The organism is Asticcacaulis sp., assembly GCF_027484505.1.
In the GTDB taxonomy this organism is placed as follows: Bacteria; Pseudomonadota; Alphaproteobacteria; order Caulobacterales; family Caulobacteraceae; genus Asticcacaulis.
The window spans coordinates 1-14,797 of the sequence record NZ_JAIXSV010000339.1 but is presented as its reverse complement, the minus strand read 5'-3'; the positions used below and the strand labels follow the sequence as shown (position 1 = coordinate 14,797).

Sequence of the window (14,797 nt, the reverse complement as noted above, 5' to 3'; positions counted from 1 at the left end):
TGGCGCAAACGGTTTCTCGTCCGGGCCGACCGCAACCGCGACCTTCAGGGCTTTATGAGCGCCTGGCTGAAAAGCCTGAAAGCGCCCAATGCCGTGCGCGTAGTGACAGATATCGAGCCGTACAGCTTCCTCTGATCACGCATATTTCCTCTGATCACGCATATATAGCGGCGCGGGGACCATAGACCACGCGTTCGTCATCCAGTCCCTTGTTGAGGTCTTGAAGCACCTTGTCGATCTCCTCCATATCCTTGCCGGAGGATTTGAAGGCTTCGACCGTGTCCTTGTCCACCTTCTGAAAGGCCAGTTTGATCTTCGCCGTTTCAAACAGGTCCTTCACCACCTTCACCAGACCGCGCACCTGCTTCATGAAGTCATTGACCTCCATCAGCTCGCCTTCGGCACGCTGGCGTTCGGTCTTCACATAGGCTTCGGCAGCACCCTTTATGTCGGCAGGGGTCGGGATATAGGGGGCGGTCGCTTCGTCTGGGGCGTCCGTTTCGGTGGGCGGCGTCGCCTCTGCCGCTGTATCCTCCGTTGCGGGGTCAGTGTCGCTGACAGCAGCCTCTGTCGTTTCGGTTTCAGCGGTCGATTCTGTCTCTGCGTCTGAGTCCGGGACGGGCTGGCTGGCCGCGCTCTGGGCAGCGCTGAAACCGCTCACATCCATGTCGTTGCCGCCGGCCTTGGCATAGTCCTTTACGGCGGCCTTCAGCTCTTTCATCAGATTGGCCAGCATTTTGGCCATGATCTTCGGATCGCTCTTGCCCAGTTCCTTGATGATCTTCAGCCGTTCGACCAGCTGCATCACCTTGGCCTTGGCGCGGGCGCGCGCATCGTCGCGCGTCTTTTTAGGCATCTCATTCAGGGTGTCGGCGGCGGTCTTCTGCGCCTCAGCCTTCTGCGCCCTGGCCAGTTTCAGGCGGTCGTTCAGGTCGGTCAATGTGGCGGACGCGGTGTTCTGACCGCTGATGCCGGAGGTGCCAATATTCATCTGTTGAGCCTTCTGCTAACGCGGTTAGCTTAACGGAACAGGCTTAACCGAGTGTTGAAGACACAAAAACGCCCCCGGCGGCGAGCCGGGGGCGTCATTCACTGTGCTTGTGTTTGCAATCAGATATGCGGATCGGGCGATTGCGCGGCTTTTTTCTTGGCGGCATTGCGCGACAGCATGTTGAGGCCTTCGACCATCGCCGAGAAGGCCATGGCGGCGTAGATGTAGCCTTTCGGCACATGGACGCCGAAGCCTTCGGCGATCAGCACCGTCCCGATCATCAGCAGGAAGCCGAGCGCCAGCATCACAACGGTCGGGTTCTTTTCGATAAAGTGGGCCAGCGGGTCCGAGGCCAGCAGCATGACCAGAACCGCGACCACGACCGCAATCATCATCACCGGCACGTGCTCGGTCATGCCGACCGCCGTCAGGATAGAATCGACGGAGAAGACGAGATCGAGCAGAATGATCTGCACGATGGCGGCTCCGGCATTATTGATGGTGGCGTTCTTGGCGTCCATCACGTCGTGGGTCGGGGCGGGATCGACCGTGTGGTGGATTTCCTTGGTCGCCTTCCACACTAGGAACAGGCCACCGGCGATCAGGATCATGTCCTTCCACGAGAAGGACGTCTCAAACATCGGCTCACCGTGCTCACCCACGGGGCCGACCAGCCCCAGATTGAACACCTCAGCCTTCAGGCCGATGATCCAGCCAATGGTCAGAAGCAGGCCCAGACGCATGATCAGCGCCAGCCCGATGCCGAGGCGGCGGGTCTTCTGACGGTCCTGCTCCGGCAGTTTGTTGGACAGGATGGAGATAAAGACGAGGTTGTCGATGCCGAGCACGACCTCCATCACGATGAGGGTGACAAGGGCCGCCCAGACGGCGGGGTCAGACAAAAGGGCCATAAGGTCCATGAGAGCTTTCTCGGAAAAGGCTTAAAAACGATTGCTCTTGATAAACGCTGCGACGTAAGGCGGCAATGTTTCGCGTAACCGGAAAATCGATTGCGAACGATAACATCCTTATCTTTTTGCCCTCAGCGGGCTTGTGGCTGAAAAAAGGCGACACGACCTGTGAACGGCGCATGGTCACAGAAAAGTGAAAAATGCTTTTTGGTTGGTTGCGGTGGGTCATACCCCATGCTAAGAGGCGCGCGGCTTGAAAGGCCGGTTGTTTTTGCGCGCCTGTTGTTTTTAGTGCGCCCCGCCGGCCCCGGAAAAGCCCATTCCACTTATTTCTTTGGCTGGAAGTTATCGTGAGCGATATTTTTAGAGAAACAGAGGTCGGTGAGCGTTACGCCAAGGCCGTATTCGAACTGGCGGATTCCGCCGGACACCTCGATGCGGTGCAGGCAGACCTCAACACCCTGAAGGCGCTGCTGACCGAAAGCAAGGATCTGCGCCGTCTCGTCACCTCCAATGCTTTCAAGTCCGAAATCAAGCTAAAGGGCCTGACCGCCGTTCTCGATACGGCCAAGCCAAACGCCCTGACGCTCAAGACGCTGGGGCTGATGGCGCAGAATGGTCGTCTGGATCAGGTTTTCGCCCTCGTTACCGCTTTCCTTCGCCTGTACAACGCCAAAAAGGGCGTTGTCTCTGCGGTCGTTACCTCTGCCACGGTCCTCACCGAAGAGCAGGTGACCGGTCTTCAGGCCGCGCTGCACACTGCGCTCGGTCAGGATCCCGTCCTCAGCCAGACGGTTGATCCGTCGCTGCTGGGCGGTCTCAAGGTTCGCGTCGGCTCGCGCCTGTTCGACGCTTCGCTTAAAACCAAACTCGACTCCCTTAAATTTGCCCTCAAGCGGGCGTAAGACGCCAAAAGAGCATGCCAATGGACATTCGTGCTGCCGAGATTTCGGCCATCCTCAAAGCTCAGATTGCCGGTTTCGGCGAAGACGCCGACGTTTCGGACGTCGGCACCGTTCTGTCGGTCGGCGACGGTATCGCCCGCGTCAACGGCCTCGATCAGGTTCAGGCCGGTGAAATGGTCTCCTTCCCCAAGGCGGGCGTGAAGGGCATGGCCCTGAACCTCGAAAAGGACAATGTCGGCGTCGTTATCTTCGGCGAAGACCGTGCCGTCGGCGAAGGCGACGAAGTCCGCCGCCTCGGCGAAATCGTGCAGGTTCCGGTCGGCAAGGGCCTGCTGGGTCGCGTCGTCAATCCGCTGGGTGAGCCGATCGATGGCAAGGGCCCGATCGAAGCGACCGAATTCCGCCGCGTGGACGTCAAGGCCCCCGGCATCATCCCGCGCAAGTCGGTGCATGAGCCTGTGCAGACCGGCATCAAGGCCATCGACACCCTGATCCCCGTTGGCCGCGGCCAGCGCGAGCTGATCATCGGTGACCGTCAGACCGGTAAGACTGCTGTCGCCATCGACGCTATCCTGAACCAGAAGGCCGCCAACGCCGGCACCGACGAGCAGGCCAAGCTGTACTGCATCTACGTCGTTATTGGCCAGAAGCGCTCGACCGTCGCCCAGATCGTCAAGTCGCTGGAAGAAAACGGCGCGCTCGACTACACCATCATCGTCGCCGCTACGGCGTCGGAGCCGGCTCCGCTGCAATACCTCGCGCCGTTCGCCGGTTGCGCCATGGGCGAGTTCTTCCGCGACAACGGCATGCACGGCCTGATCATCTATGACGATCTGTCGAAGCAGGCCGTCGCCTATCGTCAGATGTCGCTGCTGCTGCGCCGTCCGCCGGGCCGCGAAGCCTATCCGGGCGACGTCTTCTATCTGCACTCGCGCCTGCTGGAACGCGCCGCGAAGCTGAACGACGAAAACGGTGCCGGTTCGCTGACCGCTCTGCCGATCATCGAAACCCAGGCCAACGACGTGTCGGCCTACATCCCGACCAACGTGATTTCGATCACCGACGGTCAGATCTTCCTCGAAACCGACCTCTTCTATCAGGGTATCCGTCCGGCCGTGAACGTCGGTCTGTCGGTGTCGCGCGTCGGCTCGGCCGCTCAGATTAAGGCGATGAAGCAGGTTGCCGGTTCGATCAAGGGTGACCTGGCCCAGTATCGCGAAATGGCCGCCTTCGCAAAGTTCGGTTCGGACCTCGACGCCGCTACGCAACGTCTTCTCGCGCGTGGCGCGCGCCTGACCGAGCTTCTGAAGCAGCCGCAATATTCGCCGCTGAAGGTCGAAGAGCAGGTGGCGGTGATCTATGCCGGTACGCGCGGTTACCTCGACAAGATCGCCGTGGGCGATGTCGGCCGCTTCGAGCGTGAGTTCCTGTCGCTGCTGCGCGGCAAGCACGTCGATCTTCTGACCGCCATCCGCGAGAAGAAGGCCTTGACGCCGGAGCTGGAAGAGCAGCTGAAGGCCATCGTGGCCGACTACGCCGCCAACTTCGCTTAATAAACCTCCTCCCCTGCGTGAGCGGGGGAGGTGGCCAGCCTGTCTGGCCGGAGGGGGCGAAAGCCCCGAATAATAGGGACTTTTCATGGCAAGTCTTAAGGACATGCGCAATCAGATCGGAAGCGTGAAAGCCACGCAGAAGATCACCAAGGCCATGCAAATGGTCGCCGCCGCCAAGCTCAAGCGGGCTCAGGATGCGGCGGAAAACGCGCGCCCCTATGCCAAGCGCATGGCCTCGGTCATCGCCAATCTGGCCAAGGGTGTGTCGGGCGATGCCGCGCCGCTGCTGCTGGCCGGTACGGGTTCGATGCAAAAGCACCTCGTGGTCGTGGCCACGGCTGACCGCGGTCTGGCCGGTGGTTTCAACTCCGCCATCGCCCGCGCCGCGCGTGACCACATCCGTGCGCTGCTGGCCGAAGGCAAGACGGTGCGCGTGATCACCGTGGGCCGCAAGGGCCGCGATCAGCTCAAGCGTCTGTTCGGTGAGCTGTTCGTCGAAAGTTTTGAGCTGGGCAAGACGCTGGACCTCACGACGGTTCAGCCCATCGCCGAAGCCATCTTCAAGGAGTTCGACGAAGGCCGCGCCGACGTCGTGACCCTTTTCTACAGCCAGTTTAAGTCGGTGATCTCTCAGGTCCCGGCGGCGAAGCAACTGATCCCGGCTCAGATCGAAACCTCTGCTGAAGACACCTCCGGTGGTGCGGTCTACAGCTACGAGCCGTCGGAAGAAGAGATCCTCGAAACCCTGCTGCCGCGCAATCTGACGGTTCAGATCCTGTCGTCGCTTCTGGAAAATAATGCCGGCTTCTACGCCTCCCAGATGAGCGCCATGGACAATGCGACGCGCAATGCGGGCGAGATGATCAACGCGCTCAATCTTCAATACAACCGTAAACGTCAGGCCCAGATCACGACCGAACTGATCGAGATCATCGCCGGTGCCGAAGCTCTCTAAGGACACTCCCATGACCGCTCATCAGCAAATTACGGCCGGTAAGGGCCGCATCTCTCAGGTCATCGGCGCCGTCGTCGATGTCGAGTTCGACGGCAACCTGCCGGCCATCCTGAACGCGCTTGAAACCACCAACACCGCCTCAGGCGCGCGTCTGGTGCTCGAAGTCGCCCAGCACCTCGGCGAAAACGCCGTGCGCACCATCGCCATGGACGCCACCGAAGGTCTGGTCCGCGGTCAGGAAGTCACCGACCTCGGTGCCCCGATCACCGTGCCGGTCGGTCCGGCGACGCTCGGCCGCATCATGAACGTCATCGGTGAACCGATCGACGAAGCCGGTCCGATCGAAACCACCTATTTCAACCCGATCCACGCCGACGCACCGGCCTTCGAAGATCAGGCCACTTCGGCGGAAATCCTCGTCACCGGCATCAAGGTCATCGACCTGATCTGCCCGTACGCCAAGGGCGGCAAGATCGGCCTGTTCGGCGGTGCCGGCGTCGGCAAGACCGTGACCATTCAGGAACTGATCAACAACATCGCCAAGGCCTACGGCGGTTATTCGGTGTTCGCCGGCGTCGGTGAGCGTACCCGCGAAGGCAACGACCTCTATCACGAAATGATCGAGTCGAAGGTGAACGAACACGGCGGTGGCGGCAACTCGCGCTGCACCCTCGTCTATGGTCAGATGAACGAGCCTCCCGGCGCGCGTGCCCGCGTCGCCCTGACCGGTCTGGCTCAGGCCGAATACTTCCGCGATCAGGAAGGCAAGGATGTGCTGTTCTTCGTGGACAACATCTTCCGCTTCACGCAGGCCGGTTCGGAAGTGTCGGCTCTGCTGGGTCGTATTCCGTCGGCCGTGGGTTATCAGCCGACGCTCGCCACCGAAATGGGCAAGCTGCAAGAGCGCATCACCTCGACCAAGAAGGGCTCGATCACCTCGGTTCAGGCCGTGTACGTGCCCGCCGACGACCTGACCGACCCGGCGCCGGCCACCTCCTTCGCCCGTCTGGACGCGACGACCGTTCTGTCGCGTTCGATTGCCGAACAGGGCATCTATCCGGCCGTTGACCCGCTCGACTCGACCTCGCGTATCCTCGATCCGCGCATCGTTGGCGAAGAGCACTATCAGGTCGCCACGCGCGTTCAGGAAATCCTGCAACAGTACAAGGCCCTGAAGGACATCATCGCCATCCTCGGCATGGACGAACTGTCGGAAGAAGACAAGCTGATCGTGGCCCGCGCCCGTAAGATCCAGCGCTTCCTGTCGCAGCCCTTCCACGTGGCTGAAATCTTCACCGGCACGCCGGGCGTGCTCATGAAGATCGAAGACACCATCAAGGGCTTCAAGGGGCTGTGCAATGGTGACTACGACCACCTGCCGGAAGCGGCCTTCTACATGGTCGGCGGCATCGAAGAAGCCATCGCCAAGGCCGAACGTCTGGCGGCGGAAGCTTAATTTAAACACCTGCCTGAGCGCCGCAGGGCGCTTGGGCGGGGTAGTGTGAAAGGCAGCGATTATGGCTGACAAACTTCACGTTTCGCTGGTGACCCCGGAAAAGGAACTCTTTGCCGGTGACGTCGATCAGGTTATCGCGCCGGGTTCCGAAGGTGAATTCGGCGTTCTGGCGGGCCACGCGCCGCTGATGACGACCCTGACTGAAGGCACGGTGACCATCCTCAACGGCGACCAGAAGCGCATGTTTCAGGTCATCGGCGGCTTCGCGGATGTCAATGCCGAAGGCATCACCATCCTGGCCGAGCGCGCCGAGGAATATGTCGAAACGGTCCACTAAACCGTTCTGACAAGCCACTCTAAAAAACCCCGTCGGATCGCTCCGGCGGGGTTTTTGCTTAATTATAACCAGGGGTCATTTTTGATGACCCTTGGTATCACGCTCTGGCGCGCTGATCGAGATTGCGCAGGAAGTCGATGGAGCGGCTGACCTCGGACATGCCTTCGTGGTGTTCCTCAACGACGTGGTTGAGGCCGCCCAGGGTGCGTTCGATATGGCCGCTCTGGGCAAAGATGTCCTCGATATGGGCGACGGTGTCGCGATAGCGCTGGCTTTCTTCGCCGAACTGCGTGCGCGTCGCTTCGATGATGCCGCCCAGTTGCTGAAGCGAAGCCTCGATGCCGCCGATGGCCGACTGCGTATGGGTCAGGGCCGACTTGGTATCGCTGGCCAGCTTCTTGACCTCGCCCGCCACCACCGAAAAGCCGCGTCCGGCCTCACCGGCGCGCGCCGCCTCGATCGTGGCATTGAGCGCCAGCAGATTGGTCTGCGAGGTGATGGAGTCGATGACCGACAGGACCTGACGCAGGTTCGACAGGGCGGTATTCAGCGTACTGAACTCCTGCGACAACTGTTCGGTGTGATTGTCCTGAGCGGCGACAGCACGGCGGTCGCTGTCCATCGCGTGCTTGATGCCGTCCATTACCTTGCCCACGTCCCCGATCTCGGTCAGGGCGGACTCGATCTTGCCGGTCAGCCCCACGTGCTGGGCGATGGTGTCGATAACTCCGGTGCGCAGCTTGTTGAGGATTTCGGAGCGATTGAGCTTACAGCGGGCGAAGTAGTTGACAAAGCGCGCGTAGTGGATGGGAAAGTTGTCGATAAACTCATCCTGATAGGTGGCCTGACCCACATCGAAAAAGACGATGGCGCTGAGGGTCTGGTTGATATTGATGCCGAACAGTTCGCCAAAGGTCGAAAACCCGGCCACGGGGGCGGGCCAGATGCCGCCCGTCTGGCTGAGGCGGCTGTCATTGATCACCCGGCGCAGGATGCAGTCATTGAGAAGGGCTCCAACCGGCTTTGGCTTATCGCGCAGAAACTGCGCCACATCCTTGCGCGTCTGCTCCACAAAGTCGGTGGTCTCCAGCAGGATCAGCTCGTCGCCCGACCCGACGTCGCAATAGAAGGTCACGCTGCCGCTGTCGAAGTCGATCTGCGCCACCGAGCGCACAAACAACTCGCCGTCGATTTCGATACCGAAGGCGCGCCCTTCCAGCGTCTTTTGCAACTCCGACGGCTTGATGCGCAGAGCCTGACACAGAGCCTCGACAAAGGGCACCACCTGATTGCGCTGCGAATCGTAGATGGCGCTGACCGTGCGCTTGTTGGGGTCGGCATCGACCACCACGAAGGCCGGTCCGATCTTGCGGAAATTCTGGCTTTTCAGCACGCCGTAACGCTTACCGGGGGCCATGCGGACCAGGGCGAAGACCGCGTGGTTTTCCAGTACGCGCTGCCCGTCAAACAGGCACGTCTTCTGAAAGTCCATCTTGCCGCCGGCGGACCCGCCGACAAACAGGCAGGGGAAGCGCCCGCTCTTATAGACGGCCTCCATGAAATAGCTTTCGGACAGCGAGGCCCCGTCCACAAAGGTCAGGGCAAAGGTCTCCTGCGCGCTGATCGGAGCTGTGGGCGGCAAACGGTTCAGGGCCTCGGCGAGCCTGTCCACTCGTTCGGCGCGCGACAGAGTGGCATGCCCCTTTCGGATGTCATCGCAGTAGAGCGGCACGCTGTGGAGGCTGACCCCGGCAATCAGGTCTGGCGAAAAGGCCTGAATGACCACATTGTCCCACCCATTGCCCGCCGGGCAGTAGGGGGCTTCCCCATTCTGGGCGCACAGTTCACCGGCGGAGGTGGAAACGATCAGCGGCGCCTCACCGGCAAGGCTTTTCAGGCGGCGGCAGACCTCTTCGAAGGCGATGTGCGGCGACACAAAGGCCAGCACCAGAGCGGCGGGTCGCGCCCCGAAGCGGAACTGTTCGGGGTGATCTGGCTGAGACGGCTGTCGCTGCGCAGGATGCGGATGGCTTCAGAAGGCAGGGTGGATGGGGGCGGCGGGGCCGCCTCAAGGATCGGCTCAGGCGCGCGGTGCGCCGTGGTGACATTTTTCTTGAAAAACATGAGGCACTTCCCTGATCAGAACGCTTTTGGGCGTATCCTGTGCCTCAGATTATAAACAAAAGTTAACGGCGTTATGTGTAGCGGTACGCCCACACCTGTTTGCAGGGTTGGCGCACCGCCGTATATTCATGCTATTGATATTAATGGATTATTTTGTGTGTCGCATTTTGCGACATGAGGTCGCAGAGGGTCTATTCCACGCCCTCGACCACGACCATGTTGAATTCGGCCGCGTTGAGGCGATGCTCACGCGCGGCCTGATATTCCGGCGAGTTATAATAGCCGAGTGCCGCCTCATAGGAGGGGAATTCCAGCACCACGACGCGCGGGAAGCCTTCGCCTTCCAGCACCTGCGAGCGGCCTCCGCGAGCCAGCGGCGTCATGTTGAATTTTTCAGCCGCGGGCTTGGTGCCAGCACCGTATTTGGCGTAGGATTCCGGGTCGGTGACCTTGGCCTGAGCGATGATATAGGCTTTGGGCATGGGGGAGGCTCCTCGATTTTTGGGTTGGATGCGTCCCGGTTAGCAAGAATTTCCACAAAAGCCTACATTTTAACGGGCTTTGGGACTATATAGCCCGTCATGACGCGCCCCTTTCTCAAGATGAACGGCCTCGGCAACGATTTCGTGGTCGTCGATGCCCGCCAGACTCCTTTCCACCCCTCCGCCGCTCAGGTGAAGGCGTGGGGAGATCGTGCGTCCGGCATCGGCTTCGATCAGCTTATCGCGATTGAGGGCGCCGCGTCGGGTGACGCCTTCATGCGCGTGTGGAATTCCGACGGCGGCACGGTGGAAACCTGCGGCAATGCCCTGCGCTGCGTCGGCTGGTATCTCGACCGTGACACCCCCGGCGCCGACCTTCACATCGATACCCTGGGTGGCGCGACTGCGGCAAAGGTATTGGAACGTGACGCAAAAACCGGGATGGTCAGCGTCGATATGGGGGCACCGCGTCTCGACTGGACGCAAATCCCTTTGTCCGAAGAGATGAACACCGAACGGCTGGAGCTTCAGGTCGGGCCGATTGATGCGCCGCTCTATCACACGCCTTGTGCTGTCTCGATGGGCAATCCGCACGTGGTCTTTTTCGTTGAGGACGTCTCTGCCGTCGATGTCGAACGCACGGGCAGCCTGATCGAAAACCATCCCTTATTTCCGGAAGGGGTGAATGTTGAATTCGCGCAGGTCATAGACCGCAACACCATCCGCATGCGGGTATGGGAACGCGGGGCCGGTATCACCAAGGCTTGCGGCACCGGGGCGTGCGCTACACTGGTGGCCTGTGCGCGACGCGGCCTGAGCGACCGCCACGCCACGGTCATTATGGATGGCGGCCCGCTACACATCCTGTGGCGGCAAGCGGACGACCACGTCATTATGACGGGGCCGGTCGAGGTTGAATTTGAAGGTCAGCTCAATGGCTGATGGTCATGCTCACCCTCACGAGGAAGTGCCCGCTGAACCGCCTGCGACGCCCACGGGCCTGACGTCGGGTGTCGAGGTGGTGACCTTCGGCTGCCGTCTGAATTCCTATGAGTCCGAGCAGATTCGCAAGGTCGCCGCCGAAGACGGGCTCGATGGGGCGATCATCTTCAACACCTGCGCGGTGACCGGCGAGGCCGTGCGTCAGGCGCGTCAGGCCATCCGTCGCGCGCGCAAGGAAAACCCGGACGCGCGCCTGATCGTGACCGGTTGCGCGGCGCAAACCGACCCTGACACCTTCGCCACTATGGGCGAGGTCGATTTCATCATCGGCAATGGCGATAAGGCGAAGGCCGGAGCCTATGCGCTGACGCCCGACTCGGCGCGCATTGCCGTCAACGACATCTTTTCGGTGCGCGAAACCGCCGGTCACCTGATCGACGGCCTGAAGGACCGCGCCCGCGCCTATGTCGAGGTGCAAAACGGCTGCGATCACCGCTGCACCTTCTGCATCATCCCCTATGGGCGCGGCAATTCGCGCTCCGCCGCCGCTGGCGACGTGGTGGGTCAGATTTCGCGGTTGGTGGCCGAAGGCTATAATGAGGTCGTGTTGACGGGCGTCGATCTGACCTCCTGGGGCAATGATTTGCCGGGGCAGCCGCAACTGGGGCATCTGGTGGCGCGTATCCTCAAGCATGTGCCCGACCTTAACCGTCTGCGCCTGTCGTCTATTGATGCGGCGGAAATCGACGATACATTGCTGCGCCTGTTTGCCGAGGAAGAGCGGCTGGCCCCCTATCTGCACCTGTCTTTGCAGCATGGCGACGACCTGATCCTCAAGCGCATGAAGCGCCGCCACCTGCGCGCCGACGCTATCAAACTGGTGCAGCAGGTGCGCGCCCTTCGCCCCGACGTGGCCTTCGGGGCCGACATGATCGCAGGCTTCCCGACCGAAAGCGAAGCGCATTTCGCCAATTCGTTGGCGCTGGTCGATGAATGTGATCTGGCCTTCCTGCACGTTTTCCCCTACAGCCCGCGACCGCAAACCCCGGCGGCGAAGATACCGCAATTGCCGCGCGCCCTGATCAAGGAGCGTGCTGCCCGTCTGCGGGCCAAGGCGGGTGAGGCCCTGACGCGACACCTCGATAAGCAGGTGGGGCGTGAGGTGTCGGCGGTCGTTGAAAAGCCCGGCTTTGCCCGCGCGGCGGACTTTACCGAGGTGTTGTTTGAGGGCCCTGCGGCCCCGGAAAAAGTAAATGTCGGGGGTATTGCCTCTTTGCGGATTACCGGCCATGACGGTAAGCGCGCGCGGGCTGTGCTGATATAGCCCCTCACCCCGACCCTCTCCCGCAACCGGGCGAGGGGGAGATACTGATGACCGAGAAAAAACCCGGCTGGTTTTCGCGCCTGACGCAGGGCCTGTCGAAGACCTCTCAGCAACTGACCGAGCAGGTGACGAGCGTCTTCGTCGCCAACAAGACGCTGGACGCCGCCGCCATTGAGGCGCTGGAGGATATGCTGATCGAAAGCGATTTCGGTCCGCATATCGCCGCCTCCATCGCCGGCAAGATGGCCGCCAAAAAATTTGCCTCGACCGATGACCACGCGGTCAAGGAGGCCTTGGCCGAAGCCATTGCCGAGGAATTGAAAGGCCGCGAAGACCGCTTCGATCCCCTGTCCGGCCCCAGGCCCTATATCGTGCTGTTTGTCGGCGTGAACGGCTCTGGCAAGACGACGACCTTGGGCAAGATTGCCGCCTCTTTGACCGCCAAAGGCGCGAAGGTCCTGATCGTGGCGGGGGACACTTTCCGCGCCGCTGCCGTGGAGCAGCTCAAGGTGTGGGCCGAACGCGCCAAAGCCGACTTTATGGGCCGCAAGACCGGCGCTGATGCGGCGGGTCTGGCCTATGATGCCACGGTGCGGGCGAAAGAAGAGGGCTATGATGTCGTGCTGATCGACACGGCGGGCCGCCTTCAGAACAAGCAACAGCTGATGGATGAGCTTTTGAAGATCGTCCGCGTCATCAAGAAGGTCGATCCGGACGCCCCGCATGAGACACTTCTGGTGCTCGATGCCACGGTCGGCCGCAATGCCCTCAGTCAGGAACAGATTTTCGGGCGTCAGGCCTTTGTATCGGGCCTTGTGATGACCAAGCTGGACGGCACGGCGCGCGGCGGCATCCTTGTCCCCATCGCCAAGGCTTCAGACGCGCCCATCAAGCTGATCGGGGTGGGCGAAGAGATCGACGACCTGCAACCGTTCCGCGCCAGTGCCTTCGCGCGTTCGATGGTCGGCCTTGAACCCCTCGGAGACTAGAGCGGAATGATTTCCACTGAAATCATTCCGCTCTATAATTTTGGTTTAACGCGCTTTTTATCCGAAAAGTGCGTCACACTTTTCGGAAAGCGCTTAAGATGATCGCCCCAAAGCCCGAACCGCGCATCGAAATCACCGAGACTCAGGCCGAAGCCCTGCCCGAAGCCATCGTGCCCGACGCCCCGGAACCGGCGGCGACCAACTGGACCAAGACAGCCATCGACTTTGGCCCCGTGGTCGGGTTCGGCATCAGCTTCTTTATCTTCCGCGCACTGAAGATCGGCGGCACGGATGCCACCGCGCCGATGATCTGGGCGACGGGTGTGCTGGTCGCCTTGTCGATTATCGCCTTCGTGGCCGCAATGATTATCGAAAAGCGCGTGGCGTGGATTCCGTTGGTGGCAACCCTGTTCGCCATTCCGATGGGTCTGATGACCATTTTCTTCCACGATCCGATCTTCATCAAGGTCAAGGTGACCGTCGTGTTTGCGTTGATCGGCAGCATTCTGGGTATCGCTGCGCTGATGAAGAAGTATCCGCTTAAGAGCATGGTAGGTGAAGCTCTGAAGCTGAAAGAGAGCGCGTGGCCCAAGCTGACGTGGATGTGGGTTGGCTTCTACATTGTGATGGCCATCGCCAATGAGATCGTCTGGCGTACACAGTCGGATGATGTTTGGGTGGTGTGGAAGATGGCCTCTGCGTTTGGCGGGCCCGTACTTTTTACGCTTCTTCTGATGCCCTTCCTTATGAAGAATATGCTGCCGGAAACGAACCCGTCCGCCTCCTGAAGACACTCCGTCAGTATGCGGATGGATTTGTCGTAATTCTGTTGTATAGTGATGCTTAGATAGCGTCGTTCAGCATGGGGACGGCGCATGAAGAAGCATAAGCGTAATCATTTCGAGGGTTCGGACTTGCTGGAAAATTCGCCGTCGCATCTTCTGCATCGGGTGCTGCAAATCGCCCTTGATATCTATACCGAAGAAACCGGCGACAGCGCCCTGACTCAGCGGCAATACGCCCTGCTTCTGGCGGCGGACACGGCGGAGGGCCTGACCCAGACCGATCTGGTCAAGGCTACCGGTATCGACCGCTCTACGCTTGCCGACATGGTGGCGCGTCTGATCGCCAAGGGGCTTCTGGCGCGTGAACGCTCAGTTACCGATGCGCGCGCCAATCTGGTGCGTCTGTCCGACGAAGGGCGCGCCGCCCTTAACGAGATCCGCCCCAAGGTCGAGGCGGCGGATGAGCGCATACTGTCCCTGTTGTCGCCGCCCAAGCGCGACAGTTTCCTCAAGCTTTTGCGCCGTATCGCCGCCGTGCGCGAAGAGGATACCGAAGAGGCACCGCGCAAGGTGAAGGGCGAGAAGAAGGCCGACAAGAAAAAGAAGGGCAAGAAGGCTGGCAAAAAGCACAAGGAGCCGTTGCCCTTTCCCGCGCTGAACGAAGGCGTCGCGGCGGAAAAGCAGGACGCCTGATCATACCTCCCCGTCGAGCCGGGGAGGGGGACCGCACGAGCCGTAGGCGAGATGCGGTGGTGGGGTAACTGGAACCCTACTTCTTGCTAAATCCGGATATTGAGCAGGCTGCCCGGACGCAGCATCCGCAGTTCCTCGGGCTTCGTGCCCTGCGCGATTTCCGCGGCCTTGAAGGTGGCTGGCGTGACCCCAGCCGGTTTCGGCGCGGGCTGATCGACGGACGCCGCCTGACCCGTGGCCTGACGGAAAAAGGCCTTCTGTGCAGATAAAGCGTCATTGAAACGCGCAGCGGTATCGGCAGCCGGTTTTTGGGCTGCGGCCGGGGTGGCGGCGCGACCGAGAAGCATTTG

The 14,797-nt window shown here is 60.9% G+C and carries 17 protein-coding genes; 11 read left to right on the top strand and 6 right to left on the bottom strand.

Annotation, left to right across the window (positions count from 1 at the left end; translation table 11 throughout):
• On the top strand, positions 1–135 hold a 135-nt coding region (locus tag Q0072_RS19960; RefSeq protein WP_298333459.1), incomplete at its 5' end, for a hypothetical protein.
• 19 nt (positions 136–154) lie between these two features.
• On the opposite strand, the gene Q0072_RS19955 is transcribed toward Q0072_RS19960, so the two are convergent.
• Both Q0072_RS19955 and Q0072_RS19950 read right to left on the bottom strand, forming a co-directional pair.
• Positions 155–991, bottom strand: a complete 837-nt coding sequence (locus Q0072_RS19955) for a hypothetical protein (protein WP_298333454.1) — start codon at positions 989–991, stop codon at positions 155–157.
• A 119-nt stretch (positions 992–1,110) separates the two neighbouring features.
• Entirely contained in the window at positions 1,111–1,911 is an 801-nt protein-coding gene (locus tag Q0072_RS19950; protein WP_298333452.1) for a TerC family protein, read from the bottom strand.
• Between the two features lie 341 nt (positions 1,912–2,252).
• On the opposite strand from Q0072_RS19950, the gene Q0072_RS19945 reads away from it, so the two are divergent.
• From Q0072_RS19945 to Q0072_RS19925, 5 genes are all read left to right on the top strand, one after another.
• Complete coding sequence (locus tag Q0072_RS19945; RefSeq protein ID WP_298333450.1) at positions 2,253–2,807, top strand: F0F1 ATP synthase subunit delta; 555 nt, start codon at positions 2,253–2,255, stop codon at positions 2,805–2,807.
• A 20-nt stretch (positions 2,808–2,827) separates the two neighbouring features.
• Positions 2,828–4,360, top strand: coding sequence for a F0F1 ATP synthase subunit alpha (atpA, locus tag Q0072_RS19940; RefSeq protein WP_298333448.1), 1,533 nt, complete (start codon positions 2,828–2,830; stop codon positions 4,358–4,360).
• Between the two features lie 85 nt (positions 4,361–4,445).
• Positions 4,446–5,315, top strand: a complete 870-nt coding sequence (locus Q0072_RS19935; protein WP_298333446.1) for a F0F1 ATP synthase subunit gamma — start codon at positions 4,446–4,448, stop codon at positions 5,313–5,315.
• A 10-nt stretch (positions 5,316–5,325) separates the two neighbouring features.
• On the top strand, positions 5,326–6,771 hold the full coding sequence (gene atpD, locus Q0072_RS19930; RefSeq protein WP_298333444.1) for a F0F1 ATP synthase subunit beta: 1,446 nt from the start codon (positions 5,326–5,328) through the stop codon (positions 6,769–6,771).
• Between the two features lie 61 nt (positions 6,772–6,832).
• Positions 6,833–7,108 carry an ATP synthase F1 subunit epsilon gene (locus Q0072_RS19925; protein WP_013477796.1) on the top strand — a complete coding sequence of 92 codons (276 nt, stop codon included), beginning with the start codon at positions 6,833–6,835 and terminating at the stop codon, positions 7,106–7,108.
• Between the two features lie 97 nt (positions 7,109–7,205).
• Here Q0072_RS19925 and Q0072_RS19920 read toward each other — a convergent pair whose 3' ends face one another.
• From Q0072_RS19920 to Q0072_RS19910, 3 genes are all read right to left on the bottom strand, one after another.
• Entirely contained in the window at positions 7,206–9,044 is a 1,839-nt protein-coding gene (locus Q0072_RS19920) for a methyl-accepting chemotaxis protein (RefSeq protein ID WP_298333440.1), read from the bottom strand.
• The gene (locus Q0072_RS19915) at positions 9,002–9,232 is read right to left on the bottom strand and encodes a hypothetical protein (protein ID WP_298333438.1); all 231 of its coding nucleotides are present in this window, start codon (positions 9,230–9,232) and stop codon (positions 9,002–9,004) included. The genes Q0072_RS19920 and Q0072_RS19915 overlap by 43 nt, the downstream gene beginning before the upstream one ends.
• Before the next feature lie 191 nt (positions 9,233–9,423).
• Entirely contained in the window at positions 9,424–9,714 is a 291-nt protein-coding gene (locus Q0072_RS19910; protein ID WP_298333436.1) for a DUF1330 domain-containing protein, read from the bottom strand.
• A 99-nt stretch (positions 9,715–9,813) separates the two neighbouring features.
• Here Q0072_RS19910 and dapF point away from each other — a divergent pair, with 99 nt between their 5' ends.
• The 5 genes from dapF to Q0072_RS19885 all read left to right on the top strand — a co-directional run bounded on the left by dapF (position 9,814) and on the right by Q0072_RS19885 (position 14,447).
• The gene (gene dapF, locus Q0072_RS19905; protein ID WP_298333434.1) at positions 9,814–10,656 is read left to right on the top strand and encodes a diaminopimelate epimerase; all 843 of its coding nucleotides are present in this window, start codon (positions 9,814–9,816) and stop codon (positions 10,654–10,656) included.
• Entirely contained in the window at positions 10,649–11,980 is a 1,332-nt protein-coding gene (mtaB, locus tag Q0072_RS19900; protein WP_298333432.1) for a tRNA (N(6)-L-threonylcarbamoyladenosine(37)-C(2))-methylthiotransferase MtaB, read from the top strand. The genes dapF and mtaB overlap by 8 nt, the downstream gene beginning before the upstream one ends.
• 47 nt (positions 11,981–12,027) lie before the next feature.
• Positions 12,028–12,969, top strand: a complete 942-nt coding sequence (ftsY, locus tag Q0072_RS19895) for a signal recognition particle-docking protein FtsY (protein WP_298333430.1) — start codon at positions 12,028–12,030, stop codon at positions 12,967–12,969.
• 98 nt (positions 12,970–13,067) lie between these two features.
• On the top strand, positions 13,068–13,757 hold the full coding sequence (locus tag Q0072_RS19890; protein WP_298333428.1) for a septation protein IspZ: 690 nt from the start codon (positions 13,068–13,070) through the stop codon (positions 13,755–13,757).
• Between the two features lie 87 nt (positions 13,758–13,844).
• A complete protein-coding gene (locus tag Q0072_RS19885; RefSeq protein ID WP_298333426.1) occupies positions 13,845–14,447 on the top strand; it encodes a MarR family transcriptional regulator in 603 nt (200 codons plus the stop codon).
• Positions 14,448–14,533: 86 nt separating this feature from the next.
• Here Q0072_RS19885 and Q0072_RS19880 read toward each other — a convergent pair.
• The coding region (locus Q0072_RS19880; protein ID WP_366941858.1) for a hypothetical protein at positions 14,534–14,797 on the bottom strand (264 nt) is incomplete at its 5' end.

Excerpts from the sequence above, each read along its gene's own strand:
- Q0072_RS19955 (WP_298333454.1), bottom strand. The coding sequence starts at position 991 with ATGAATATTGGCACCTCCGGCATCAGCGGTCAGAACACCGCGTCCGCC.
- Q0072_RS19950 (WP_298333452.1), bottom strand. The coding sequence starts at position 1,911 with ATGGACCTTATGGCCCTTTTGTCTGACCCCGCCGTCTGGGCGGCCCTT.
- atpA (WP_298333448.1), top strand. The coding sequence starts at position 2,828 with ATGGACATTCGTGCTGCCGAGATTTCGGCCATCCTCAAAGCTCAGATT.
- Q0072_RS19935 (WP_298333446.1), top strand. The coding sequence starts at position 4,446 with ATGGCAAGTCTTAAGGACATGCGCAATCAGATCGGAAGCGTGAAAGCC.
- atpD (WP_298333444.1), top strand. The coding sequence starts at position 5,326 with ATGACCGCTCATCAGCAAATTACGGCCGGTAAGGGCCGCATCTCTCAG.
- Q0072_RS19925 (WP_013477796.1), top strand. The coding sequence starts at position 6,833 with ATGGCTGACAAACTTCACGTTTCGCTGGTGACCCCGGAAAAGGAACTC.
- Q0072_RS19915 (WP_298333438.1), bottom strand. The coding sequence starts at position 9,232 with ATGTTTTTCAAGAAAAATGTCACCACGGCGCACCGCGCGCCTGAGCCG.
- Q0072_RS19910 (WP_298333436.1), bottom strand. The coding sequence starts at position 9,714 with ATGCCCAAAGCCTATATCATCGCTCAGGCCAAGGTCACCGACCCGGAA.
- dapF (WP_298333434.1), top strand. The coding sequence starts at position 9,814 with ATGACGCGCCCCTTTCTCAAGATGAACGGCCTCGGCAACGATTTCGTG.
- mtaB (WP_298333432.1), top strand. The coding sequence starts at position 10,649 with ATGGCTGATGGTCATGCTCACCCTCACGAGGAAGTGCCCGCTGAACCG.
- ftsY (WP_298333430.1), top strand. The coding sequence starts at position 12,028 with ATGACCGAGAAAAAACCCGGCTGGTTTTCGCGCCTGACGCAGGGCCTG.
- Q0072_RS19890 (WP_298333428.1), top strand. The coding sequence starts at position 13,068 with ATGATCGCCCCAAAGCCCGAACCGCGCATCGAAATCACCGAGACTCAG.
- Q0072_RS19885 (WP_298333426.1), top strand. The coding sequence starts at position 13,845 with ATGAAGAAGCATAAGCGTAATCATTTCGAGGGTTCGGACTTGCTGGAA.